The sequence below is a fragment of the Streptococcus halichoeri genome, from assembly GCF_019774635.1.
GTDB lineage: Bacteria > Bacillota > Bacilli > Lactobacillales > Streptococcaceae > Streptococcus > Streptococcus halichoeri.
The window spans coordinates 1,719,276-1,743,571 of record NZ_CP081502.1; the positions used below are offsets into that span (position 1 = coordinate 1,719,276).

Here is a 24,296-nt window from a genome sequence, read left to right on the forward strand (position 1 = left end):
ATTTCCAGCTTCCTTGCTTAATTGCTAAAAAAACGAAACACTAGCTTTGCTGAGTTACTCCAGTCTCTTCTTGCCGCTTACCTGTTACAAACATGGTAAAACTAGCCTTACTTAAGGTTTTTTGGGCCTGATTAGTAATCGTTACCTCCACAACCTTAGTCGTACGGCCATTGTGAAGACAGATCCCGTGAATATGCAGACAATCACCAAGCTTACCAGGTCGTAAATAATGTATATTGGCCTGTTGTGTCACAGCATCATAGCCCGTTGACACACTAGCCAAACCTGCAATCTGATCACTCAAGGCAAATAAATAGCCGCCATGCGCGGTATGATGGTAATTCAAAGCACTGGCTGTTACCTTAGTCTTAACCATGACATCACCGGGTGTAACCGCTTCAATCTCATAGTTATCAAAAGCAATAATTTCTGAAAAAGTAAAGGTCTTTTTCATCTCTCTCCTCCATTTCTGGCTCAAAAAAGCCCAAAAGTTATTATACTACAAAGCCCCTGTTTTTTCTTAAATCGCTCACGCCAGGCACCAAAAAAGGCGTCCAAAAACGCCTCCTATCTTCTAAACGAGCCTGACATGGGCCAAGCCTTTACAGACTTAAGCCTAGCTCAAGCATAAGCCTAGCTAACAGCATTAGCTAGACCACAAGAACCACCATCATCAATCCATAGGCAGCTTCTTAAGGAACCGCTTTTGCAGCTTATCTGAACGATACCCCAACCGCTGGTAAAAATGATGGGCTTGCTTGCGCTGTGAACCAGAATTAAGCCGAACAAAGGCCAAGCCTTTTTGGCTTGCTAGGTGCTCAATCTTAGCCATTAAGGCGCGACCAATTCCCAGATGGTGATGGGTCGGTAAAACGGCTAAACCAAGGATATTGACACCACTCTCAGTATAAAAAGTCTCATAGCGCTGCGCATGGACAAAGCCAAGCACTTGCTCTGTCCCGTCACATCCTTTTGTCGCAACAAAAATCATATGATTATCCCTATCTTGCAATAATTTCAACAGTTGCTGCTCGACCAATTCAAGGCTGGCTGGGTAGCCAAGCGCCTGTTCACAGATGCGTTGCAACTGAGGAGCATCTGCAACTTGAGCTAAACGAATCATATCACTACCTCACTACTATGTAACACCTGCTCTAAACCAGGACTAGTCTTCAATAACAACAATCTTTTTTTGCAACTCACGAACAAAAAGCCAAAAGCTAGCCAAGGTGAACAAGAGTGTGGCAAGCGGTGTGAAAACAAGAAAGAAGCTGTTCTTATCCATCTCGCTATCCACGATAACTGTCGTATGCCAAAAGAGCAAAGAGAGCAAGAAGGTCAGACTGCCAACAACAAGAGCCTTGTAAAAAGCTCGTTTTGTCTGTTTTTTCTTGGCAGACAAAAGCTCTGCTTGGCTGACTTCTAGCCGGTCTAAGTGCAAGCTTTTAATTAAACGTTCCTGTTTAAACTGTGCATAAACAAAAACTAAGACCAGCAGTAAATCAATGTATTGGCCATAACCAAAGAGCTCACAGACCAGGCGCAGGAAAATCACCACAGAAAATAGCAGGTACATATTATGACCAAAGGTCATTAATTCTCTTTGCGTCAGCTCATCAAGATCAGCTGAAATGTCATAAAATAAGGTTAACAGTGTCAGATACCAATTACGCTCTTGCATATTACTCCTCCCAAAATAGTCTATTTAAATCTGTCTGTAAGGCCTTTGCAAGCCGTAAACATAAGTCCAATGACGGGTTGTATTTAGCATTTTCAATCATATTAATCGTCTGCCGTGATACTGCAATCATCCTAGCTAACTGTAGTTGTGACAAGCCTAGAGCTTGACGATATTCTCTTACACGATTCATTTTCATCTTTCCTGTCAAATATAATTGACATATCCAGTATAACGCTTTAGGCTAAGCCTGTCAATTATAAGCGACATCTGATTGCACGCTAAAAATAAGCAGCTTTATTTTTCAAGTAATCGCTTTCTTTTGTTATAATCAAGGTGACAACTGATGTTGATGTTAAATACCTTGTTAAGACGTCACAAAGGAGGTAAATAATGACATCATATGATCCAAGAACCAAAAATGGGCTCGGCGATCCCTTAGCTTCAGAAAATCCCCGCACTGGCAAATATCCAGGCATGACCACTGCTGCTGGCCGACCCGTCGAAGATAACCAAGATACCATGACTGCTGGAAAGCGTGGTCCCGCCATGTTACAAGATGTCTGGTTACAGGAAAAACTAGCTCAGTTTAATCGCGAAGTCATCCCAGAACGTCGGATGCACGCCAAAGGTTCAGGCGCCTTTGGGACCTTTACCGTAACCCATGACATTAGTCACTATAGCAAAGCCAGCATTTTCTCAGAGCTTGGTAAGCAGACTGAACTGTTTGCCCGCTTTTCCACTGTCGCTGGCGAACGAGGCGCCGCTGATACAGAACGTGATATTCGTGGCTTTGCCCTTAAATTCTATACCGAAGAAGGCAACTGGGATATGGTTGGTAATAATACTCCAGTTTTCTTCTTTAGAGATGGCAAGCATTTCATTGATCTTAATCATGCCATCAAGCGTGACCCAAGGACTAACATGCGCTCACCAAATACCAACTGGGACTTTTGGACCTCACTACCTGAGGCGCTCCACCAGGTAACAATTACCATGTCTGATCGTGGCATCCCTTCTTCTTTTCGTTATATGCACGGCTTTTCTTCCCACGCTTATTCCCTCATTAATGCTCAAAATGAGCGCGTCTGGGTGAAATTCCACTTTCGTTCTCAACAAGGAATTCAAAATTTCACCGATCAAGAAGCAGAACTAGTCGTGGCCAAAGACCGCGAAGCAGCACAGCGCGATCTCTATACGGCCATTGAAAAGGGCCTATATCCAAAATGGAAAATGTACATTCAGGTTATGACCGAAGAAGAAGCACGCGCCCTACCTTATAACCCCTTTGATCTAACCAAAATTTGGTACAAAAAAGCTTTTCCTTTGATCGAAGTTGGGGAGTTTGAGCTCAACCGTAATCCAGAAAACTACTTTGCCGATGTTGAGCAGGCCGCCTTTTCTCCAGCTAATATCGTTCCTGGCATTGGCTTTTCACCTGATCGCATGCTCCAGGCACGTTTAATGGCCTATGCTGACGCTCAACGTTACCGCTTAGGCGTCAATCATCATCAGATTCCCGTCAATTACCCACGAGGTGTTAAGCACTACCACTCCTTCCATCGTGATGGTCAAATGCGAGTTGATGGCAACTTGGGCTCAGAAAACCACTATCAGCCCAATTCTTATGAAAACTGGCTTGATCACCCTGAGCTAAAAGAACCCCCACAAGAAGGCGGTGATGTTTTTGCCTATGATTTTCGCGAAGATGACCATGATTACTTCACTCAACCTGGCCAACTCTTTCGGGCTATGACCCCTGAACAGCAATTAGTCCTATGTGAAAATACGGCACGTAACATGGGTGATGCCAGTCTGCAAATTAAGTACCGTCACATTAACCATTGTTACCAAGCTGATCCAGCCTATGGTCAAGGACTAGCTAAGGCCCTTGGCATCAAACTTGAGGATATTGATTTAACACCAATGGAACACAAATCACGCAAAGAGCACGACCAAGACAATGCTCGTTACCAACACTTGCAAAAACCAAGTCAACCAGCCAACCCCGAATCTGCCAAGGACTTACCAATCCAAGGGCGTGATACCAATGTGGCAAACCCTAAAGACCTCAGCTCTTGGGAAAACGACCCCTATCTCTTATAAAGCCTGAACTGATAAGCAGATAAGCTTCAGCCAGAGCAAGACAAAACAAACCAGGATACCAGCTTCGTCTTCAAAAACGAAACTGGTATCCTGGTTTTAGATAGTAGACATCACATATCTGTAAATGGCTATCAACTCAAGCTTTCATTACATGATAGCCTTGCTGCCATTTACGTTTGTTGATCAAGCAAAAACGGCACTAGCAATTGATTAAAGAGCTCAGGCTTAGCCTTTGCAAAAGTATGCCTAGCTGCAGGTACTTCAATAAACTGGCAGTTAGGCAAACTAGTCGCTAATCGTTGACTATGGCTTTTTTTAATCATGTCCTTTTGACCGACGATTAAGAGACAGGGCCGATTCAATGCTTGCAAGTCTTTCTTACCCAGAGGCAGATTAGCCAGCAAGAGCCGACTAATGAGGTAACGCTGGTAGTGGCTTTCAGAAAGCCAGCGTTGGCAAAAGGCTAGACCAACCTTAAGATAAGCATGGTATTGATTGCTAAAGCGGGTGTTTGGTGCATTCAGGACTAGTTTTTTGATGCGTTTGGGATAGCGGTGCGCAAAAAGCAAGGCAATATTGGCACCATCAGAAAAGCCTAAGATAGACAGCTCTGCGATTCCTAAAAAATCTAAAAGCTCCCGCATATCTTCGACCATCATGGCAAAGGTCAGGGCATGCTTGTAGTTGCCACTGGCACCGCGGGCGCGACAATCCACCAAAATCAGCCGAAAGTGCTGGGCTAGGGCGGCTATTTGCCCACGAAAATAATGATGGCTCCCTCCATTACCATGCAGCATCAAAAGCGGGTGACCCTGACCAAGCTGCTGATAATATAGCGGCGTCCCATCAGACAAGATAAAAAACTCCCCGTCTTCAAATCGCTCTTTCATGGTGATCATCCTCCCTGAGCATAAGCCTTTACTCACCTTATTATACCACTAACAGGCCCAGAAATCCCAACCTCTAATACTTTAGCAGGTCACGTACGGTCTTATTTTTTTAAGTGCTCGAGCCAGCGATCAATCATGGCTTGATGATCCCCCTTCAAGGTAAAGTAAGAGCCACGAATCGTTCCTGCTAGCTTTGATTTTTGGCGGGCAAACTTAAATGTCTCCACTAATTCAGTCGGAATAGCCATCCCATCGGACAGCTTCAAACCAACTGCCCGCTTTTTAGGATTGTCTAATTCATACAGAACATTGATGGCTAAGCCATCTTCATAAAATACATGCGTCCATAGAATCCGCCCTCCACTAACTGCTGGGCAATTTCCAAAGGTCTAGCCGCAAAAACCAAATCCCGCTCCTCTTTTAGAAGCCTAGCAATATCTGCCATCACCTCAGGCTGCTCACTCACTGGGCCAGTCTCAAAGGGCAGCTTAAATTTATTCCAAAAATAGCGTGCCTCATTGGCGCGTAGGCCCGCTAAAGCCTAAGCCACCGGCGAGCTCTCTAGACCTTGGGCCGAAACCTGCTTAAAATCAATTCTCATCTCAGTTCTCCATAAATTTCAAAATCTTTAATAGACCCATTATACACTAAAACACCACCGATACTCCGCATGATGCCTGACTTTTTAGCTAATCCCAGCGCCCATTCGCAAAAAGGGTGCCTTTTTGAAGGGAAATCGCTGCGCTGTGATAGCCAGCTTGAGGAGACAGCCTGCTATAGCCCTGCACCATTTTGTTTCCCAAGTGCCAGCAAAAAAATTAGCAAGGTCAGGAGACAGCAAAAATCGGCCTGCACCGTTTTGAACCAGACCTCAATGTCTGAAACTGCAGGTGGCTGTTTCGTATGCCTGAGCAGCAAAGCTTGCAATGACAGGGGCCCGGCTGGCAGCTGAGGCAAGCAAAAAAAGCTTATCAACCATGGTGTTAGACATGGTTAACAAGCTTTTTAGCTTAGACTAGCTTAGGAAAAGAATGGATTGTTTGGATCAATATTATTTAGATTAATATCAACAGGGCCACCGGCTAAGTCTTCAAAAGTTGGATAATGACCTTCTTCTTCCTTAGCATCGCCTTTTGGCTCAGTCACTTGAGGCACTTCGGGTTTAAGAGGAGAGTCCGCTGGTGCCGCTGGGCTTTGCGCTGCAGGTGCTTTTGAAGGAGAGGTTTCAGCTGCCTTAGGCTTATCTGCTTCTTTGGCTTCATCGGCTTTTGCTGCCTTGTTAGCTGGCTCAGCCGGAGCAGCTGGTTTAACCGTTTCGCGTTTTTTCGCAGCCGGTTTGTCTACAGTCTTTTTAAAGGTAAATGTATAGGTGGTGTCTTGGTTGACTGGCGCTGAATAATCAATCTTGCTTGAAGCATTTGGATCAAGTCTTGCACCATTTTGACCTTGGGAAGCTGGAGCCAAAATACCAGCTTGCGTCAGGCTCATGCCCTTGCGAACCAGATAAACCAAGGTCTTACCTCGACCAGCTGAGCTGACTAACTGTCCATCACCATCTACCTTAAAGGCCACAGCCACATAGTGGTCTGGATTATGCCAGTAGTAATTGCGGTGACGACTTGGGTCATGCTTATCTGTTGGATTAGCAGGATTTTTAGCCTGGTATGGGCCTAAGTATGGAGCAGTTGAGCCAAAAGCTGCTAAGCTATTTGTCACGCTGACCTTGCTATCATCGCCATCATCGCCGATAGATGTTGTCCGCCAATCAATAAATTCATAGCCCGCATTTGGTACTGGTTTTGGTAGCACAAGACCCTTAATTTTTGCTTGACGCCAAGTCAATTCAGGGTTGACAAAGTAGATAAAACCACCCTGTAACTTATCCCCAAGTTGCAGTTTACCATTGGCTAAGGTCGTGTAACGGATCGGCACATAGTTGGACAGATCAATGTCTTTTGTATTGTCATTAGGTCCGTAGACTTCCTTGGTTGGCTTATTCAGTTCTTTTGAAAAGTCAGCATAGTAGCCTTTATTTTCACGCGCCATGATACCAGAGGTTGGTAGGTCCTCACTCCAGCCCTTAAAGATCCGGCCATCATGTGTAATGGTTTGTGGACGTTGGATTTTGAGAGTACTCCAGTCCAAATCCTTACGCACCAGATAATAGACACGCTTGGTCTTTTGGCCATTTACCAGCAAGTCCCCATCATGACTATTGGTGTTAAAGGTTAACAAGACAAAGTTCTTGATGTTTTTGATACCAGCTGGTTTGTATTTGGCATACACGCCATTACGGCTGAGATTTTCGGTGGAATTTGGACTATAAAGTGGCCCATAAACCAATTGGTCTTCCGCTTCAAGGTTAGTAGTTTCTGTTTTGACATCCCGTTCAGGGTCATCTGGTAGATTTGGGTCAATCTTGTAGACATGAGCGTGGTCACCATGACGCACACTCATGTAGTTGCCATCAACGGTAATGTCTTCACGTTTAACTTTGAAGTGCTCCATGTATTCCTTGATGAGGCGTTCCTTACGTTGCTCAAAGCTTTCACCCTTTTCCTGACGCAGAATATGATCTTCTGGCGTCTCAAAAGGCTTATGAATATCAAGATCCTTGAGTAGCACAACGTGCTTATGATCCTCATGCGGATATTCTAAACCAACCTGACCATCGGTCACCACCTTGGTAATCCGTGATGGATCGATATGCAGCTCTTTGGCCAAGTAAGCACGCTTAGCTTGATAATCTGCTTCGTCAGCATTAGCTGCTGGCTTAACAGCTGGTTTGTTTGGCTTATAGCGATCGACCAGGTGTGACCACTTACTATGTTTTAGCTCTTCAAAGCTAATTGGGTGGTAGTGTTGACCATGCTTGACCAAGATCCCCGTTGACGTTATCCCACTGATGTTTTTGCCATCAAATAAAAAGCCATCACTTGTTTTAAAATCAATTCCTGGTATACCGCCCTTACGATAAAGGATTGGTGGCGCTGCCGGGATATGACGGTTGCTAGACGCGATCTGCTGCAAGGTTGGTACACCAAGACTAGATTTAAGGATATAGTGATAATGGTCACCATGACGAACAGTATAGCCATTAGCATCTTCAGCGACAATATCTTTAGGATTAAAGACGTAGCCGTCTCCTGTTTGCCCAAATCCAGCATGAGCATTGCTGTGATGAGACTGTGCATAACTAGCTTTTGGTCCTTCTTTATAATCTTTAGGAATTAAGTAGGCCCACTTGGTCCCTTTCAAATCAGAATAAAAGAAGAAATGTTGGTGATCACCATGTTTAACAATGATTCCTAGATCTGTTCTTCCTTCAATCTGCGATTCACTGGTTAATAAAAAACCATCATCAGTTGGTTTATCAATCCCAGCAACTTCTTTACGGGAAGATTTTTTTGTGCTCTTCTTTTGCTTAGTTTTTTTAGCTTTGGAAACTTTTTGGTGCTTTTTAGGCTCCTGTGTATTTTGCTTTTGATTAGGTGACCAACAAGCTGTCAAAGCAAGGTTACAGCTCAAGAGCACTCCAGCCAAGTACAAAAGACGCTTGTGTCGTGACGTTTTGTTCAATTAAAATCTCCTTAATATAATAAGTAATGTCGTTAATTAGGGTCAAAAACTTGGTCTCATTCATTGGTTTGTAACAAAGGTTTTCTAGCAAAAATAGCTGCGCAGGCCCGGCCATTGCTAATTAAAAGGGCACAAGGCAAGGAACTTTTAGATTGTTTGTTATTAATTAAAAATAAGATTAACTAAATGAATGCTAAAAATTAAATATTATTGCTTACAAACCACGTCAATTTCCTAAGGAAATTGGCAGGCCAACTAAATGTCAATAGCGAGATAAGTGGTTTTGTAATTAACTAGTTAACGTTTTACTGGTTAATTATATCACTCCAAAACCACTTTGACAAGTAGAAAAACAGAGAAAAAATAAGGAAATTCTCCCCTTCCTGCCAACCAGCACGCCCAGCAGAAACAGCCAGACCAGGCCCGTAATCATAAGACAATTCTGAAAAATTCAAACTAAATAAGGAAATGACCATAAAATAGCGGCTTAGATGAGCAACTTATCTTATTTTTTAACCATCTCATTCCAATTTCGCCAGAGATTTTTTAGTCTTTTGAAAGCGTTTTTTAATGTCAGCTTTGCCTACTAGTACTTCATTGTCTGAACACTGCCAGACACCTAGAAAGCACATACTAGTAGAACTTTAAGCTGCAAAATCAGCGGAAAAATCAGTGGCCAGCGACAGTGACACACGTGCTTTGTCTAAAAAAGACACTGCCCTTGACTGGTAAACAGGCAGCCCCACACCAGCTAGCAGACGTACCACCTTTTAGCCAAGCACCTCATGGAAGCTCTTGGCCTTTTTGTGCTCTGAGAGCTTGATTCCTAAGAGAGAAAAGCTCCTCGCAGGTTCTTACTGCTTTTAGGTAATAGCTAAGCTCTTTCTAGCTCGGGACTAGCTTAAACGATTTTCTAATAGTTTAATCAGTTTTTGGTTATTTTGCAGTAGCTGATCATGCTGATAATCCTCTAGTACCTGGAGTTGTGCAAAAAAATTAGTGATTTCTGGTTGCAGCTGCTGGTATAATTGTAACCCCTGACTGGTCAAGTGAATGTGCAGGTGGCGCTTATCGGTCTCTAAGCGTACTCTTGTAATGAGCTGCTTTTGTTCGAGCCGCCTAAGCAATGGTGTTAACGTATTGCTCGCCAGATTGAGGCATTCTCCCACTTCGTGTAGTTGCCGGTCATTTTTCTCCCATAATACTAATAAAACCAAATATTGGGTATAGGTCAAATCATAAGGCATTAACACCTGCTTGTAGAGTTGGTGAAACAGTTTATTAATAGTATAAAATGAGAAACAGAGTTGCTGTGAAAGTTTTAAATCTGATGTCATACGCCCCTCCTGGTCTTTATATAGGATATATCATAGCAGAAATGTCTAATCGTTGACAAAAAATCTTAACTATACTAAAATTTGTGTTAAATAAATCGTGCACGACTTATGTACGCATTTAATATTACCATCTCTTGAGTGTTTAAACAACTCTTAAGGGACCACCATTTCAAAAAAAGGAGAAAGATATGTATCAATATGACGTTACTTTTATAGGTTCTGGACATGCATCATGGCACGCTGCCATTTTGCTTAGAAAATTTGGTAAAAAAGTTGCGATTATTGAAAGCGACTTAACGGCTGGTACCTGTACCAACTATGGTTGTAATGCCAAGTTCTTGCTAGAGAGCCCCTTTGAGTATCTAGATGGACTTTCTCGTTATGAAAAAGCTGGTATCGCAACTTCTGGTCACATTTCTTGGGAAAAATTAATGGACTATAAGAAGCAAGAGATCAATAGCTACGCACCAGCTATGGAACAACTATTTGCGGCGCAAGGCATTGATTTGATCAAAGGCAAAGGACATCTGATTGATGACCATACGGTCGGTGTGGACAAGCAAGAAATCACCAGTGATAAAATCGTTATTGCGACAGGTCAACGCTCTGCGCGTCTCAATGTGCCTGGCAATGAGCAATTTCATGACAGTCGTGACTTTTTGAGTCTAGATAAGATGCCAAAACGCATGACTATCATCGGAGCTGGGATTATTTCCTTAGAGTTTGCTACTATGGCAACCAAATTAGGCACAGAAGTTCACATTATTGAGTTTGGTGACCGTGCACTCGCTGCCTACCCTAAAGACTACGTGCAAACAATTGTTGATACCCTAACCGAAGAAGGAGCTGTCTTCCACTTTAACGAAGCAGTTACGCAAGCCACAGCCTTAGATGATGGCAGTTATGTGGTTAAAACGGATTCAGGATTAACCGTAGAAACCGACTATATCCTTGATGCGACAGGTCGCATTGCTAACACGGAAGATTTGGGACTAGAAGCCTTAGGTATTGAAACAGACCGTGGTGGCATTGTGGTTAATGATCACTTGCAAACAGCTGTGCCAAATATCTTTGCTTCAGGTGATGTGGTTTCTAAAAAAATTCCAAAATTAACACCAACTGCTACTTTCGAATCAAACTATATCGCTTCTGTCATTTTAGGAAATAGTGATCCTATCCAATACCCAGCTATTCCAAATGTTGTCTTTACTATGCCACGCCTATCACAAGTCGGCGTAACAAATGACGAAGCTAAGGCTCACCCTGATGACTACCGGGTGGTTGATATTCCATTTGGTCAACAATTAAAATTCCAAACAAAGCTCGAAGAAAATGCTAAATTAACACTGGTTATTGGGCGTGATAAAACCCTCAAAGGAGCTACTATGCTAGGCGGTGAAGCAGGGGAAATGGTTAACCTACTCACTCTAATCATTAACCAAGGCCTTAGTGCTAAAGAGCTTAATGCAATGATTTTTGCCTTCCCTGGTGTTTCTAGCGGTGTCCTCACTAGCTTGATTCAAGCTTTAAATGAGTAAAAGCTCACACGGTGCTTAGCACAAATTACAAATTGCTCAGCGACTAGCACACACCTGCTGCTAGATGTGTCCAGTGCTAGTGATGTAGCTATCATCCATTCTCTAAAAAAATATAAAGGACGGTTATATGTCATTTAAAAACAATCAATTTGACGACCTCTTATTTGGACGTCGTTCCATCCGGTCTTTTGACCCACAAATCAAAATTTCAAAAGATGAAATGCTAACAATGATTGATGAAGCAGCCAAGGCGCCATCATCTGTTAACATGCAACCTTGGCGTTTAGTCATAGTCGAAAGCCCTGAGGCTAAGGCTAAGTTAAAACCTCTGATCCGTTTTAACACCTTACAAAATGAGACCTCAGCTGCGATGATCCTTATTTTTGGTGATATGCGCAGTCAAGAAAGGGCTGAAGAAATCTATGGCAAAGCAGTTAAGGAAAATAAGATGCCAGAGGCTGTTAAGCAAGAGCAATTAGCTAAGATTGTTCCGACTTATGATAATGCTAGCCGTGAAGAAATGTCACATATTGTGCATATTGATGCCAGCTTGCTTGCCATGCAGCTCATGCTAGTGGCACGCGCTCATGGTTATGACACCAACGCTATTGGTGGGTTCGAAAAAGATCAGCTAGCTCAAGCATTTGATTTAGATCCTGAACGCTATGTGCCTGTGGTGATTGTGGCTACGGGTGTCGCCAAGGACAAAGGCTACGAGTCTGTTCGATTAGATGCTAAAGATATTACCAAATTTTATTAAGGAGGCGCTGCTATGACTAAAGTTTTAATGGTTGTGACAAATGTTGGTACTTACGGTGACGCCGATCGCTTAACTGGCTTATGGCTAAGTGAATTAACGCATGCCTATGATATCTTTTCAAAGGCTGGCTACACGATTGACGTTGTCAGTCCAAAAGGGGGCTATGTTCCCTTGGATCCTAATAGCTTAGCAGATATGGATGACGTTTCCTTAGCTTACTACCGTAATGCTGACTTCCAAAACCGAATCCTCGGCGCTTCGCTATCACCCAATCAAGTAACAGCTAGTGACTACGATATTATTTACTATACCGGTGGTCATGGTACCATGTGGGATTTCCCGCACTCCGAGTCATTAGCCACAATAGCCAGTCAAATCTATGACCAAGGAGGCATTGTCTCTGCCGTCTGTCACGGTGTTGTTGGACTGCTTCCTATCAAAGATGCTGCTGAAAAAAACCTCATCGCTGGTAAAGAAGTAACCGGTTTTAGCAATGAAGAAGAAACTAAAAATGGTACCCAAGACATGGTTCCCTTTTTAGCAGAAAGTGCACTCAGAGAAGGTGGGGCCACGGTCAGGGTTGGTAAACCATTCACAAGTACCGTAGCTAGTGATCACCGAGTCTTTACCGGACAAAATCCACAATCGGCCAAAGCCTTAGCACAAGCTATTGTGGACTACCTGGCAAAAGCTTAGCCAACAGCCAACCCTGAACGACTTCTCTACATCAAGCCCTACGAGGAATAACATCACTATACATAAGACAGCAAAAACCATCTGCTATGAGCCGCAAGGTCTCAACAGATGGTTTTTTTGACGATGGTTTTATCAAAAAGCTAATGCTTTAGGCAATAATGGCACAGCAGAAAGCTAGTGCTATCATTTCTATCGTGGGTAGGTAAGCCCACACTGGCTATTGTAGAACTTTTATATGTAAAAACATGATAAGCTTAGTCTGCCCTCAATCTGCAGCATAGACTCCTGAGGTCGTGTTTTGTTTTATTTTTAAACTTGTGGTTTGGTGATCAGGTCAAGCTGCCTTGACATTGCCGAATTTTATAAACAAAACCAGCTTTTTTCCAAGAAGTGCTATTGGAAAAAAAGCTGGTTTTTGGAATGAGCAGTTGGTAGAGTCTCCAACCGTTTAATCACTAAAGTTTAGACTTTGTAGCGAAGGTTAAGCATCTCTAGATTGATCTTTTTTACGCTTACCAGTAATAATACCACCTGCAGATGCAATAACAGCAATCGCAGCAGCTGTGAAGAAGCTAGGCGCCTCACCAGTAGCAGGTAATTGGTTAGCTCTGTGTTGAGCATTTGATACTGGCTTAACAGAATGTGGTACTTGACTTGGTGTGCTAGTAGCAGCTGCTTGGCTTGCTGTGCTAGCAGAAGGTGCTTGGCCTTTGTTTTGCTTGTCAGCTGGTGCTTGTGCGGTTTTGCCGTCTTTGCCATTTTTGCCACTGTTGTCTTTAGTATCCTTGCTTGGAGCCGCTGGGGTCAACGCTGTCCAAGGAATACTGTGTTTCTCAGGCTTAGCCTGTGGAGTTTGCGCACCTGGCTTATCTTGTTTTTCTTCTGGTTTGACCTCAGGCACTTCAGGAGCTTTTGGCTCAGATGGTTTTTCCTCAGGAACTTTAGGTTCTGGTGTAGGCTTAGGTTGCGGTGTAACCTCTGGTTTTTGAGGTGTTTCTGGCGTGCTTGGTGCTTTTGACTGATCCTCAGGCTTCGTCTCAGGAGTCTGAGGCATATCCGGAGTTTTGCCATGCTCTTTCTTGAGAGCTTCTAGTTTGGTCATCAAGTCTTGCAGCTCTTTTTCAAGCTGGGCTTTTTCTTGAGCGCTAAGGTCACCTTTTTGTTGTAGCTTAACTTCAATCTCGGCTTTTTGCTTGGTCAAATCAGCGACTTTAGCTTCGGCATCTTTCACTTTTTGAGAACTTGTATCCAACTGTTCTTTCAGCTTGTTAATAGAAGCATCTTTATCTGTGATTTTAGCATTAAGATCGTTCAGCTTAGCTTCTAACTCAGCTTTTTCTTTGTCACTAAGTTCTTTTTGGCTATTAAGCTGTGTCTCAACCTCGGCTTTTTGCTTAGCCAAGCTATCTTTTTCACCAGTTAGTTGGGCCACTTTAGCTTGAGCGTCTTTAAGTCTGTTAGTTGACTCAGCGACTTGACCCTCAAGTCCAGCAACCTCGGTTTTTTTCTTTTCTAACTCTTGTTCTAGTTGGGCTTTTTCTTGAATGTTTGATTGTGTAGCATCTTCAAAACGTTGTTGAAGGTCACTTAACTCAGCTTTGCCTTTATCAAGTCGGGCTTGTAACTCAGTGTTTTGTTTTGTTGCTTCGGTAACCTTGTCTTCACTTGTTCTCAAGCTTTGAGTAGTCTTTTGAATTTGCTCTTGTAAGTCCTTAGCTTGAGCTTTTAACTCAGCATTAGCCTTGTTAGAGTCTTCCAGTCGAGTCTTAATTTTCTCTTGCTCAGCTTTTAGTTTTTCACTCTCTTTTTGAGCTTTTTTAACCTTCGAAGTTAATTCCTCATTCTCTTCGGTCTGTTTTTTAATCTGTTCCTTGTAATTAATTATTTCCCCAAGAGCAGTATCAACTGCCTCCAGAGCATTATATACATTCTTCTTACTTTTTTCTAGCTTTCCCTCATTGGTAATATCATCTAGGAGTTCTGTTAATTCATAATATTTTTTATAAAACTGCTCCTCATGTCCTGATCCTACATGTGATGTCAGCCAAATACTTTGTTTTTTTGCTTTAGTGATTTTTTTCTCTAATTCTTCAACTTTTTTCGTCATTTCTCTCGCTATCGGTGACTGCGGAGTATCAAAAGAATCCCCCTTCACAACGCTCTGGTTGCTTAATAGTCCTGCACTGACGATGAGGCTTGCAAGTACCGCCTTTTTCCCCCAATGACCTTTTACCATTTCCTTTTTTCTCCTTAGTTTCTCTCGTTTCTCTGCTAGTTTGCAGCAAGAAACAGTATATATATATATATATTAAAGGTCAGTAATTCCATGAATTTGAAACTTATGATTCAATTGGTAGAAAGCGTTTTAAGGGTTAATGTAACGGGCTCTTTAGGAAGTGGCAACTGTGATTAAAACCAGCACAAATGACCTCCCATGGCTATTGTAGAAGGTCATTTTGCTAATCACTAAGTTTTTCTGTTATGAAGTAGAAATGTAATCCAAATCTGACTAGTTTTCTTTTCGTTTGCGTGTAAGGACACCTGCAGATGCAATAACAGACAGAGCAGCAGCTGTGAAGAAGCTAGCCGCCTCACCAGTTGCAGGTAATTGGTTAGCTCTGTGTTGAGCACTTGATATTGACTTAGAAGCTGGTGCTGCTTGGATTGCTGTGTTAGCAGAAGGTGCTTGGCCTTTATTTTGCTTGTCAACTGGTGCTTGCGTGGTCTTGCTGTCTTTGGCATCCTTGCTTGGAGCAGCAGGTGTTAGAGCCGTCCAAGGAATACTGTGTTTCTCAGGCTTAGCCTGTGGAGCCGCTTGTCCTGGTTTGTCTTTGCCTGCTTCTGGCTTAGCTTGCGGTGGTTCTGGTGCTTTTGGCTGTTCTTTCTTGAGGGCTTCTAGCTTAGTCATCAAGTCTTGCAGGTCTTTTTCAAGCTGGGCTTTTTCTTGAGCGCTAAGCTGACTTTGATTTTTAAGTTTCTCTTCAACTTGAGCTTTAGCATCTTCCAAAGCTTTCATTGTTTTAGCAGTCGCTGTTAGTTTTTCTTCTAAAGCTTTAATCGCATCTTCTTTTTCAGTGATTTTAGCTTGAACATCTTTTAGTTCTTGCTCAAGTTGTGCTTTTTCTTGGGCGCTAAGCTCACCTTGTTGCTGTAGCTTAGCTTCAATCTCAGATTTTTGGTTAGTCAATTCAGCTACTTTAGCCTCAGCCTCTTTTTGAGCGGTCTCTAACGCTTGAACTTTTTGAATAGATTCAGCTATTTGACTTTCTAACTCACTAACTTTAGCATTCTTTACCTCTAATTCTTGTTTCAATCGAGTTTGTGCTTCAGTATTAGATGCTTCAGTAGATTGAAGTTGGTTTTGTAAATCAGCTACACCTCTCTTTTCTTGCTCAAGCTTGGCTTGTAAGGTTGCTTTATCTTGGTTAGCTTGTTCAGACTCTTTAACTAATCGCTTAACACGGTTCTTAGACTCACTTAACTCAGTTTCTGTATCTTTTACTTTATTTTCTAAATCAGTTAATCTAGTTTGTAACTCTTCATTAGCTTGTTGAGAGTCTGTAAGTTTGGTAGAAAGAGTCTTACTCTCTTGCTTAAGGGTCGACAATTCCTTCTCTTTGTATTTTACTTCATCAAAAAGCGTTTTATGTTCCAATTGAACTTTTTCCAACTGTGATTTAACTTCTGCCAGTGATTTATCGCGTTTAGAGAGTTCTTTTTCACGTTGTGTCAAGACGTGATTTTTATATTTGACTTCTTTAACAAGCAAATCATGCTCTAATTGTGTTTTTTGATGAGCTTTCTCGTGAGTTATATCCTCCAAGAGTTTTGTTAGGTCATCATATTCTTTATGAAACTGCTCCTCGAATCCTTGTCCTACATGTGATCTCAGTGTAATACTTTTATTTTTTGCTTTGGAGATTTTTCCCTCTAATTCTTCAACTTTTTCCTTCATTTTTAGCGCTAGTTGTCCATTCTGAGTAACCTCTCCCTTCACTTCCCCCTGGTTACCTAACAGTCCTGCACTGACGATGAGGCTTGCGAGTACCGCCTTTTTCGTCCAATGATGTTTCGCCATCTACTCTCCATCTCCTTCTCATTTATAAGTTTTTTTACAGCAAACATCAGTATATATATATATATACTTAAGGTCAGTAATTTCTGGTATTTTAAACTTATGATCAAACTAACAGAAAGCGTTTTAAGGGTTAATGTAACGGGCTCTTTAGGAAGTGGCAACTGTGATTAAAGCCAGCACAAATGACCTCCCATGGCTATTGTAGAAGGTCATTTTGCTAATCACTAAGTTTTTAGGTTATGAGGTAGAAATGTAAGCCAAATCTGACTAGTTTTCTTTTCGTTTGCGTGCAAGGACACCTGCGGATGCAATAACAGACAGAGCAGCAGCTGTGAAGAAGCTAGCCGCTTCACCTGTTGCAGGTAATTGGTTAGCTCTGTGTTTGGCACCTAGTGTTGGCTGAGCAGCTGGTGCTGTTTGGCTTGCTGTGTTAGCAGAAGCTGCTTGGCCTTTATTTTGCTTGTCAGCTGGTGTTTGCATGGTCTTGCCATCTTTGCCGTTTTTGGCACTGTTGTCTTTAGCATCCGTGCTTGGAGTCGCTGGAGTCAACACTGTCCATGGCACACTATGCTTACCTGGGGCTTGAGGTTTATCCTCTGGTTTAGTGTCTGGTTTGACCTCAGGCACCTGTGGAGCTTTTGGAGCGCCTGGGGTTTTCGGTGTATCTTCGGGTTTTTGAGGTGTTTCTGGCGTGCTTGGTGCTTTTGGCTGATCCTCAGGCTTCGTCTCAGGAGTCTGAGGCGTGTCCGGAGTTTTGTCATGTTCTTTCTTAAGCGTGTCAAGCTTAGTCATCAAGTCTTGCAGGTCTTTTTCAAGCTGCGCTTTTTCTTGAGCGCTGAGCTGGCTTTGATTTTTAAGCTTCTCTTCAACTTGAGCTTTAGCATCTTCCAAAGCTTTCATGGTTTTAGCAGTCGCTGTTAGTTTGTCTTCTAGTACCTTGATAGCCTCTTCTTTTTCAGTGATTTTAGCTTGAACATCTTTTAGTTCTTGCTCAAGCTGAGCTTTTTCTTGGGCGCTAAGCTCACCTTGTTGTTGTAGCTTAGCTTCAATCTCAGCATTTTGATTGGTCAAGTCAGCCACTTTAGCTTGAGCGTCTTTTTGAGCCTCTTCTAACTCTTTAACTTTTTGAGTTGACTCAGCAACTTGAGTTTCTAACTCAGTAACTTTAGCATTTTTTTCCTCTAACTCTTGTTTCAATCGAGTTTGAGCTTCAGTATTAGATGCTTCAGTAGATTGAAGTTGGTTTCGTAAATCAGCTACACCTTTCTTTTCTTGCTCTAGCTGGGCTTGTAAATCGTTATTTTGTTTAGTCGCTTCAGCAACCTTGTCTTGACTTTCTTTCAAGCTTTGAGCAGTAGCATCAGCTTGCGCTTGTAGGTGCTTAGCTTTAGCTTGCAACTCAGTATTGTTCTTGGTTGAATCTGCTAATTCTGTCTTAATTTTTTCTTGTTCAGCTTTTAGTTTTTCGCTCTCTTCTTGAGTTTGTTTAACTTCTAACTTTAATTTCTCAGCCGTTTGTTTTAATTCATTATTTTCATTATCTAATTCGTTATTTTCAGTTGAAATAGTTTCATAGCTTTCAGTAAGCTTCTGAAGCTCAGTTTCATGAGTGATCTCTTCAAGTATTCTTAGTATCTCTTGATATTCAGAATCGGTCGACAAATCATACAAATCGGCTGCTGCTCTCACTGTTATTGTATCTGCTTTAGAAGACAGTTTCTTTAACTTTGCTTCTAGTCCGACCACTTTCTCTTTTGTTTGTCTAACCATTTGTGCAGCTGCTTGATCCCCCTTCACGACCCCTTGATTGCTTAATAATCCTGTGCTGACGATGAGGCTTGCAAGTACCGCCTTTTTCCCCCAATGACCTTTTGCCATTTCTTTTTTCTCCTTAGTTTCTCTCGTTTCTCTGCTAGTTTGCAGCAAGAAACAGTATATATATATATATATATATATATATTAAAGGTCGCTTTTTAAACAAAAACAAAATTTAAGAACAAGAAGGCGGTAGCGATTCCATTAAGCTATCACTGGATTCCTAATGCTCAAATCTGCTGACTTAGAGTGCTAAATATCCGGAGTTGCTAATAACAGGGGAGTTAATCTTTTATGTTTATAGTATTTGTTTTCCTAAGTAAAAAAACAATAAAAAAAGTAATGCTAAAAAATTGATTCCTATTTTCTAATAAGGTAAACTAGGTCTGTTTATAAACAATCGTAAAGGGGACAGAGGGGGAACTCATTGAAGGCTATATCATTAAGAAAAATGCTGGCTGCTTCTGCAGCATGCTTTATATTTTCCATAAGCTCTGCCGGAGGAAGCTTACAAGTCTGGGCAGAGGACTATTACGGGTGGAATGATGGAACAAGAGACCAATCACCTTTCTTTTTATACGTAACACCAAAGGTCAGCTCAACGAGAAGCACTGAAGCCAAATATGTGGTGTATTGTTTTAACAGAGATAAAGAGTGGCCAGAGGCTTGGGAATCCGTATATACGGATCCAACAAAAATGCAATACTCGTTACCTGAGTACAGCAAACAACAAGGAACCAATGAGTTATTTAGAAAATTAAACAGTAAGATAAATATAAAAAACCCTGCAGCAGCTTTATTATCAGTCTTAAGCAGTGGATATCCTACTGGTAAGCTTGAAAAATTAGATGATGATTCAAGTAGAAAAGTGACTCAATTGGCTATTTGGTACTTTACAGACGGCCTTAACAATATCAGTCAGTATAGCTTAAGTGAAGATGAACAAAATGCCTATAATAATTTAGTTGAAAAAGGGAAAGTAGCTGGAGAAAAAGAAGAACCTTCGGAAATGACTCTAAATATTTATATTTATAAAGAAGGAACTATGACCTCAGGAAAAAAAGGATACCAAAACCTGCTCGGTTCGACTTTGATACCTAAAATACCAGCTTCTGAAACAGAAATTCATAGTAATCTTCTTTTACTCGAAGAGGACAACCTTTCCGGTATCATTTCAGGTGGTGTAGGAAGCGTTGAAACATTGGAAGAAAGCAATACTCCTATTATAGGACAAGGAGGTGGTTTAGCTGACTTAGCCGGAGATACTCATTATCCTGCTGGGGAAAGGGGGGCTGGTGCTCCGCAAATGCCTGGTATTTGGGGTAAAAATGATAGCCCCCTACAAGGTCTTGAAGGCGAGCAGTCACCTCTAATCACTGAAAACCATAATAGCACTGAAAAATACCCTGGCCAGTCAGAGATTCTAATTGAAACAGAAGATTCTAAGATTCCTCATATCATGGGCCACGGAGGTAAACTAGCTGGGGAAGCTGGGGAAACGCAGCAAGCTGGACAAACAGGCGGCCATACCCCAACCATTGAAATAACACAAGACACGCAAGAAGGCAGGTCTGGCTCCTGCGCTAGCCAAACAGAAACCGAAGATACGCAAAAACCAACGGTCATAATGGGCAGCCAAGGGCAACCTATTGAAACATCTGAGTCTACCCAAGGCGGGATGAGCGGCCAGTTCGGCAATATCACTGAGACTGATGACACCAAACAACCTGATGTTATCCTAAGCGGACAAGATCAGGTGATCAACACAGAAGAAAGTCTCTCTGGGATGAGCGGCCAGTCTGGTAACGCCACTGAGACTGACGACACCAAACAACCTGATGTTATCCTAGGCGGACAAGATCAGGTAATCAACACAGAAGAAAGACTCTCTGGGATGAGCGGCCAGTTCGGCAATATCACTGAGACTGACGACACCAAACAACCTGATGTTATCCTAGGCGGACAAGGTCACGTGATCGATATTTCTGAACATAGCTCAGCAGGTATGTCTGGCTCCTGCGACCCATTAACAACTCTTGAAGACGCTGAGCATTCAACAGCTGATAGCGACACAAAGCAAGCTGGTAAGGAGAGACGCTTACCTCAAACGTCAGATCAAAAGCATTTGCCTTTAAGCCTCCTAATGCCAGTAATTCTCTTACTCATTTCCTTACGAGCTATTTTCAAATACCCCTTTAAGGATAATAACTAAAAGTAATGCAAGCTTAACAGTACTTTTGTGGTATAGCTTTCGCAGATACAGAAACGAGACAAACCTCATTTTTGACGTTTGTCTTTTTTTGTTCCCATGTGCAGCGTTTCACTAGTTGGTAGGCTTGTGTGCAAGGTAAGCACCCAATATCACGTGTGCCAAATATTACAAGCTCTGTTTGTTCAGGCTGTGACAACTTTCTTATGGCTTGCTTTAGATTTCCTTTAACAATCTACCGTCTGTTGGTCCCTGTCAGACCAGCAGCCACAAATTTGGCAAGTGCTAGCTGAGCTGACTTTAGCTGCGCTAGCTTAGGCCATACCCTATGGCCATTGTGTCCTGTGCGCCTCCTACAATCTTTTTTCTCTAATCATCTAGGATACAATTGATGGCATCTTGAAATTGCTGTTTCCTTAGCTCTCGTATAACCTCTAGTACATCATCTGATTGAGCATCAATAAAATCAAAGTTAAGCCCCATGACTTTTGTCCTTTGACTTAAGTTCAACCGTTCCTTTATAAAAGACGTTAATTCTGCTGTTGTAATAATCAAATCCGTGGTTTGTTCGTCAAATGTGTACGAATCTAATAAAACGTTAAATGACTGAACCTTAACTTGATTGATATGAGCATACTGAAAGACTAAACTATACAGGATGTCCATATTCCTTTTATTAATTTCCACTACTGCTATTACTAGAGGCGGGAGATTCTCTTTGATAAGCTGCTCTAAGCGCAGGCACAATAAATGTAAGTTGGCAGAGGTTAGATTGCCTCCTCCTGAGTTACTTTTGATCCAATTATTAATCAGTAAGGTTAAGCGCTCAAGCAGTTTTTGGTTCCCGTGGTATTCTGCTGAATAATAGTACTTTGAAGGAATAAAACACTGCAAATCAAATAACGTTTTACGAATATAAGGTAATAGAGTGCGAATACAGTTGCGATCAAAGACAATATACTGCTTAAACAATAAGCTTAGCTCCGTCAGCAATTCGCCGTAGCGGCGATCTTCTTGGATAATGGGAAATAGCTTTGCAAAATCGTCTTCAGAAAATTCTGTTATCACCAAAGCATTATTGACTGTTAAGTACACTAGAAAAATATAGTCAATCTCATGGTTTGGGAAATCCACATTCAAGAGTGCCCTGCCTTTTTCATTGAAGAAAAGGTCAAAATAAGTATATATGGACAGTTCCTTTAACTTTGTAAAAATGGGTTGGTGGGGGATTGCAACAGTAAAATCCCTGCGTTTCCATGATAAGGTTAATAACACATCAAAGAATAAGTATTTCTTATCCAACAAAGGGTGTGGACTCTTCTTACGCTTAGTAGAAAAGACAAATTCATGGATAAAATGTAAATCCTCATCAGAAATATTATAGGTAATAATCCCAAATTTAGCATGCAAAAGAGCAATCAGATAACGCAGACGCCACTCCTCGCCTACAATATTATTGTCTTCTAGTTTAAAACCACATTCTTCTATAAAAGGAACCATATATTGAATAATACGGTAAGCTGATGGCGTAGAAATAAAATGTTCCTTAGCAAAACGAGATACTGATTTGATCCTATTCTTGGGAGCGACTGGTAGTAAAAATTTAAGGGCTTGCAGCCTAATGGATTGACTATAGATCATATGAAAGGCATCAAAAGGCTCTTTGGACAAGATTATACAGCTGATCTTCGTTTTATCACATTTAAATTTAATCTTACCTTCAAATAGTTCACTTAATCGCTTGATGCAGTCTTTAATTTTAGACGGTGATAGGCCTGTCTTATATTGAATCATTTCTAGCGGAAGCACTTTTTTATCAAATAATAAGCTCATCATTATAATCTGACGACTAATCGATTTTTCGACATAATTTTCAAGCAAAGCATTCTCCTAAAATAAATCATACTCTCTTTAATATAATATCTTTTGTTTGAAAATTCAAGTAAATTTTGTATTTTCTAAATATTCAAACATTTATTATTACATTATAGACTATTCTCAGTTGAAAAACAATAAGCAAATCACTCTTAATATATTGATTCCCATTTTTCAATAAAGTAAACTATTTCTATTACAAATTTGTTAATAATACTATAATAAGGAGAGTAAAATAATAGAATGAAAAGAAAAATATTAATAAAAATACTGCTTACTCCCCCAGTATACCTTGTACTTCCAGCAAACGTCACAAAAGAAAGTCTCTATCTCAGGCTCAAACCCTATTTTAGACATGACCTTGGGACAAAAGCTAAGTCATCCTTCTTATTACAACCAGCACTGACACATGCCCCAAAGCACTCCTCGAAAGCTCACTATGTTGTGTATTATTTTAAGCAACCTCATCACCATCCAGATAGTAAAAAAGACCAAAAAACCTTTCAAGGAGGACAAGATAAAGCCTTCTTCAATAGGCTATTAGTCAAAAAAAGCCCACAATTGCCAGCTACGGTTAGGAAAAAGGCTAATCGAACAAAAACAGCGAGCGCTATGGAAAAAGCACTCATATCTGTGTTACAAAGGGGCTATCCAACTGTTAAAAAGCTAAAAGGTCTTGACGAAAAATCCAGTCACAAAGTAACCCTATTAGCCCTTTGGCATTTTAGTCATCATTTAAAAGACCCAGATACTATTCTTACTACAAAACTTAGCAAGAAAGAGAGAGCCGCATTTGACTATTTAATTCATGGAGCTACACATGCACCGCCAACTACAACCAATCAAACATCTGACGGCTCGAAAAGGGCAAATCAAAAACCAGGAAAAAGAAAACACTGCCAAAATATTTTGAGAACTAGGGTAATGCCTCCAAAAGAAAAGCCTAGCCAACTACAAGCAACGTCTGGTCTGTTCAGAAAAGCTGAGCAAAGAACATTTAAATACCCAGAGTCTGTAGCATTCCGCAAAACCGGGCATGAGCAGGCCAAACCTAAAATGCATTTTGAGTTAAATAGTCCTAAGATTCCTAAAAAGCATATGCCAAAATATAAAGAACTAACAGCAGCTGATTTGAGAATGATTATAGGTGGTGATCGAATTTATCTGCCAAGAAAATCTACCAGCTTTGGTCTTAAAAGGGGCATCCGCAATAGTCCAATGTTCCGTCAACCCAACAATAAATCAATGGGAGAGCAAAGCTATGATGCCCTATTAAGTAACATGGGTTGCCAAACACGTAAGAGAACAACGAAGGTTTCTGATATTATGGCAGGTAGCCAAGGTCAACCAATTACAACCTTTGGGAATCCTCAATCAGAAATGGTCGGCCAAGCAGACAATATCAGTAATATCAGTAACATCAATAGTATCCAAAAGCCAAATCATAACACTCTCAACAACAAAATAAGCAAACAGGTCACCTTACCACAAACAAAAGAGAAAAAACAATTAGGTTTATTCAGTCTCATGGGTGCCGTAACTATTTTATTGATTCCCTTATTACCTCTTTTTAAAAGAAAGTTTAAAACGAAATAATAAAATAGCTGACTCGTAACAATACTTTCAAAATAACTTGCTCACACCTTTAATTAAAGACAAACTTCTTTTGGGAAAGCTCTATTATTTCTGTAGAGGCTCCATAAGACCGCAACTGGCCTTATGGAGCCTCTCTTTA

At 41.3% G+C, this 24,296-nt stretch carries 17 protein-coding genes and 1 pseudogene; 6 read left to right on the top strand and 12 right to left on the bottom strand.

The window, feature by feature from the left end; genetic code table 11:
- Nucleotides 1-40: 40 nt before the first annotated feature.
- From K5J94_RS08100 to K5J94_RS08115, 4 genes are all read right to left on the bottom strand, one after another.
- A complete protein-coding gene (locus tag K5J94_RS08100) occupies nucleotides 41-454 on the bottom strand; it encodes a PaaI family thioesterase (RefSeq protein ID WP_159545138.1) in 414 nt (137 codons plus the stop codon).
- A gap of 219 nt (nucleotides 455-673) precedes the next feature.
- A complete protein-coding gene (locus tag K5J94_RS08105; RefSeq protein ID WP_159564853.1) occupies nucleotides 674-1,123 on the bottom strand; it encodes a GNAT family N-acetyltransferase in 450 nt (149 codons plus the stop codon).
- Nucleotides 1,124-1,165: 42 nt separating this feature from the next.
- A complete protein-coding gene (locus tag K5J94_RS08110) occupies nucleotides 1,166-1,681 on the bottom strand; it encodes a hypothetical protein (RefSeq protein WP_159564851.1) in 516 nt (171 codons plus the stop codon).
- A 1-nt stretch (nucleotide 1,682) separates the two neighbouring features.
- Nucleotides 1,683-1,871 carry a helix-turn-helix transcriptional regulator gene (locus K5J94_RS08115; protein ID WP_159545133.1) on the bottom strand — a complete coding sequence of 63 codons (189 nt, stop codon included), beginning with the start codon at nucleotides 1,869-1,871 and terminating at the stop codon, nucleotides 1,683-1,685.
- A gap of 200 nt (nucleotides 1,872-2,071) precedes the next feature.
- On the opposite strand from K5J94_RS08115, the gene K5J94_RS08120 reads away from it, so the two are divergent.
- Nucleotides 2,072-3,784 (top strand): catalase, encoded by a 1,713-nt coding sequence (locus tag K5J94_RS08120; protein WP_269437326.1) that lies wholly within the window; start codon nucleotides 2,072-2,074, stop codon nucleotides 3,782-3,784.
- Between the two features lie 170 nt (nucleotides 3,785-3,954).
- On the opposite strand, the gene K5J94_RS08125 is transcribed toward K5J94_RS08120, so the two are convergent.
- From K5J94_RS08125 to K5J94_RS08140, 4 genes and pseudogenes are all read right to left on the bottom strand, one after another.
- Nucleotides 3,955-4,674, bottom strand: coding sequence for an alpha/beta fold hydrolase (locus K5J94_RS08125; protein ID WP_221912851.1), 720 nt, complete (start codon nucleotides 4,672-4,674; stop codon nucleotides 3,955-3,957).
- Nucleotides 4,675-4,775: 101 nt separating this feature from the next.
- Nucleotides 4,776-5,275 (bottom strand): annotated as a pseudogene (locus tag K5J94_RS08130) (phage tail protein).
- Nucleotides 5,276-5,694: 419 nt separating this feature from the next.
- Complete coding sequence (locus K5J94_RS08135) at nucleotides 5,695-8,253, bottom strand: pneumococcal-type histidine triad protein (RefSeq protein ID WP_221912853.1); 2,559 nt, start codon at nucleotides 8,251-8,253, stop codon at nucleotides 5,695-5,697.
- An 896-nt stretch (nucleotides 8,254-9,149) separates the two neighbouring features.
- Nucleotides 9,150-9,590 carry a MarR family winged helix-turn-helix transcriptional regulator gene (locus K5J94_RS08140; protein WP_221912855.1) on the bottom strand — a complete coding sequence of 147 codons (441 nt, stop codon included), beginning with the start codon at nucleotides 9,588-9,590 and terminating at the stop codon, nucleotides 9,150-9,152.
- A 188-nt stretch (nucleotides 9,591-9,778) separates the two neighbouring features.
- Here K5J94_RS08140 and K5J94_RS08145 point away from each other — a divergent pair, with 188 nt between their 5' ends.
- The 3 genes from K5J94_RS08145 to K5J94_RS08155 all read left to right on the top strand — a co-directional run bounded on the left by K5J94_RS08145 (nucleotide 9,779) and on the right by K5J94_RS08155 (nucleotide 12,584).
- Nucleotides 9,779-11,128 (top strand): dihydrolipoyl dehydrogenase family protein, encoded by a 1,350-nt coding sequence (locus K5J94_RS08145; RefSeq protein ID WP_221912857.1) that lies wholly within the window; start codon nucleotides 9,779-9,781, stop codon nucleotides 11,126-11,128.
- Between the two features lie 127 nt (nucleotides 11,129-11,255).
- Nucleotides 11,256-11,888 (top strand): nitroreductase family protein, encoded by a 633-nt coding sequence (locus K5J94_RS08150; RefSeq protein ID WP_221912860.1) that lies wholly within the window; start codon nucleotides 11,256-11,258, stop codon nucleotides 11,886-11,888.
- 12 nt (nucleotides 11,889-11,900) lie between these two features.
- A complete protein-coding gene (locus K5J94_RS08155) occupies nucleotides 11,901-12,584 on the top strand; it encodes a type 1 glutamine amidotransferase domain-containing protein (protein WP_221912861.1) in 684 nt (227 codons plus the stop codon).
- 481 nt (nucleotides 12,585-13,065) lie between these two features.
- Here K5J94_RS08155 and K5J94_RS08160 read toward each other — a convergent pair whose 3' ends face one another.
- The 3 genes from K5J94_RS08160 to K5J94_RS08170 form a co-directional block, all read right to left on the bottom strand.
- Nucleotides 13,066-14,820 carry an LPXTG cell wall anchor domain-containing protein gene (locus K5J94_RS08160; protein ID WP_221912866.1) on the bottom strand — a complete coding sequence of 585 codons (1,755 nt, stop codon included), beginning with the start codon at nucleotides 14,818-14,820 and terminating at the stop codon, nucleotides 13,066-13,068.
- Between the two features lie 273 nt (nucleotides 14,821-15,093).
- Nucleotides 15,094-16,662, bottom strand: coding sequence for an LPXTG cell wall anchor domain-containing protein (locus tag K5J94_RS09625; protein WP_269437327.1), 1,569 nt, complete (start codon nucleotides 16,660-16,662; stop codon nucleotides 15,094-15,096).
- Between the two features lie 267 nt (nucleotides 16,663-16,929).
- Nucleotides 16,930-18,540 (bottom strand): LPXTG cell wall anchor domain-containing protein, encoded by a 1,611-nt coding sequence (locus K5J94_RS08170; protein ID WP_221912868.1) that lies wholly within the window; start codon nucleotides 18,538-18,540, stop codon nucleotides 16,930-16,932.
- A gap of 388 nt (nucleotides 18,541-18,928) precedes the next feature.
- On the opposite strand from K5J94_RS08170, the gene K5J94_RS08175 reads away from it, so the two are divergent.
- Complete coding sequence (locus K5J94_RS08175) at nucleotides 18,929-20,689, top strand: thioester-forming surface-anchored protein (RefSeq protein WP_221913819.1); 1,761 nt, start codon at nucleotides 18,929-18,931, stop codon at nucleotides 20,687-20,689.
- Between the two features lie 366 nt (nucleotides 20,690-21,055).
- On the opposite strand, the gene K5J94_RS08180 is transcribed toward K5J94_RS08175, so the two are convergent.
- The gene (locus K5J94_RS08180; protein ID WP_159564835.1) at nucleotides 21,056-22,567 is read right to left on the bottom strand and encodes a helix-turn-helix domain-containing protein; all 1,512 of its coding nucleotides are present in this window, start codon (nucleotides 22,565-22,567) and stop codon (nucleotides 21,056-21,058) included.
- 237 nt (nucleotides 22,568-22,804) lie between these two features.
- Here K5J94_RS08180 and K5J94_RS08185 point away from each other — a divergent pair, with 237 nt between their 5' ends.
- Nucleotides 22,805-24,157: a Cys-Gln thioester bond-forming surface protein gene (locus tag K5J94_RS08185; protein WP_221912870.1), complete on the top strand. Its 1,353-nt coding sequence runs from the start codon at nucleotides 22,805-22,807 to the stop codon at nucleotides 24,155-24,157.
- Nucleotides 24,158-24,296: the final 139 nt, after the last annotated feature.

Excerpts from the sequence above, each read along its gene's own strand:
- K5J94_RS08100 (WP_159545138.1), bottom strand. The coding sequence starts at position 454 with ATGAAAAAGACCTTTACTTTTTCAGAAATTATTGCTTTTGATAACTAT.
- K5J94_RS08105 (WP_159564853.1), bottom strand. The coding sequence starts at position 1,123 with ATGATTCGTTTAGCTCAAGTTGCAGATGCTCCTCAGTTGCAACGCATC.
- K5J94_RS08110 (WP_159564851.1), bottom strand. The coding sequence starts at position 1,681 with ATGCAAGAGCGTAATTGGTATCTGACACTGTTAACCTTATTTTATGAC.
- K5J94_RS08115 (WP_159545133.1), bottom strand. The coding sequence starts at position 1,871 with ATGAATCGTGTAAGAGAATATCGTCAAGCTCTAGGCTTGTCACAACTA.
- K5J94_RS08120 (WP_269437326.1), top strand. The coding sequence starts at position 2,072 with ATGACATCATATGATCCAAGAACCAAAAATGGGCTCGGCGATCCCTTA.
- K5J94_RS08125 (WP_221912851.1), bottom strand. The coding sequence starts at position 4,674 with ATGAAAGAGCGATTTGAAGACGGGGAGTTTTTTATCTTGTCTGATGGG.
- K5J94_RS08140 (WP_221912855.1), bottom strand. The coding sequence starts at position 9,590 with ATGACATCAGATTTAAAACTTTCACAGCAACTCTGTTTCTCATTTTAT.
- K5J94_RS08145 (WP_221912857.1), top strand. The coding sequence starts at position 9,779 with ATGTATCAATATGACGTTACTTTTATAGGTTCTGGACATGCATCATGG.
- K5J94_RS08150 (WP_221912860.1), top strand. The coding sequence starts at position 11,256 with ATGTCATTTAAAAACAATCAATTTGACGACCTCTTATTTGGACGTCGT.
- K5J94_RS08155 (WP_221912861.1), top strand. The coding sequence starts at position 11,901 with ATGACTAAAGTTTTAATGGTTGTGACAAATGTTGGTACTTACGGTGAC.
- K5J94_RS08160 (WP_221912866.1), bottom strand. The coding sequence starts at position 14,820 with ATGGTAAAAGGTCATTGGGGGAAAAAGGCGGTACTTGCAAGCCTCATC.
- K5J94_RS09625 (WP_269437327.1), bottom strand. The coding sequence starts at position 16,662 with ATGGCGAAACATCATTGGACGAAAAAGGCGGTACTCGCAAGCCTCATC.
- K5J94_RS08170 (WP_221912868.1), bottom strand. The coding sequence starts at position 18,540 with ATGGCAAAAGGTCATTGGGGGAAAAAGGCGGTACTTGCAAGCCTCATC.
- K5J94_RS08175 (WP_221913819.1), top strand. The coding sequence starts at position 18,929 with ATGCTGGCTGCTTCTGCAGCATGCTTTATATTTTCCATAAGCTCTGCC.
- K5J94_RS08185 (WP_221912870.1), top strand. The coding sequence starts at position 22,805 with ATGAAAAGAAAAATATTAATAAAAATACTGCTTACTCCCCCAGTATAC.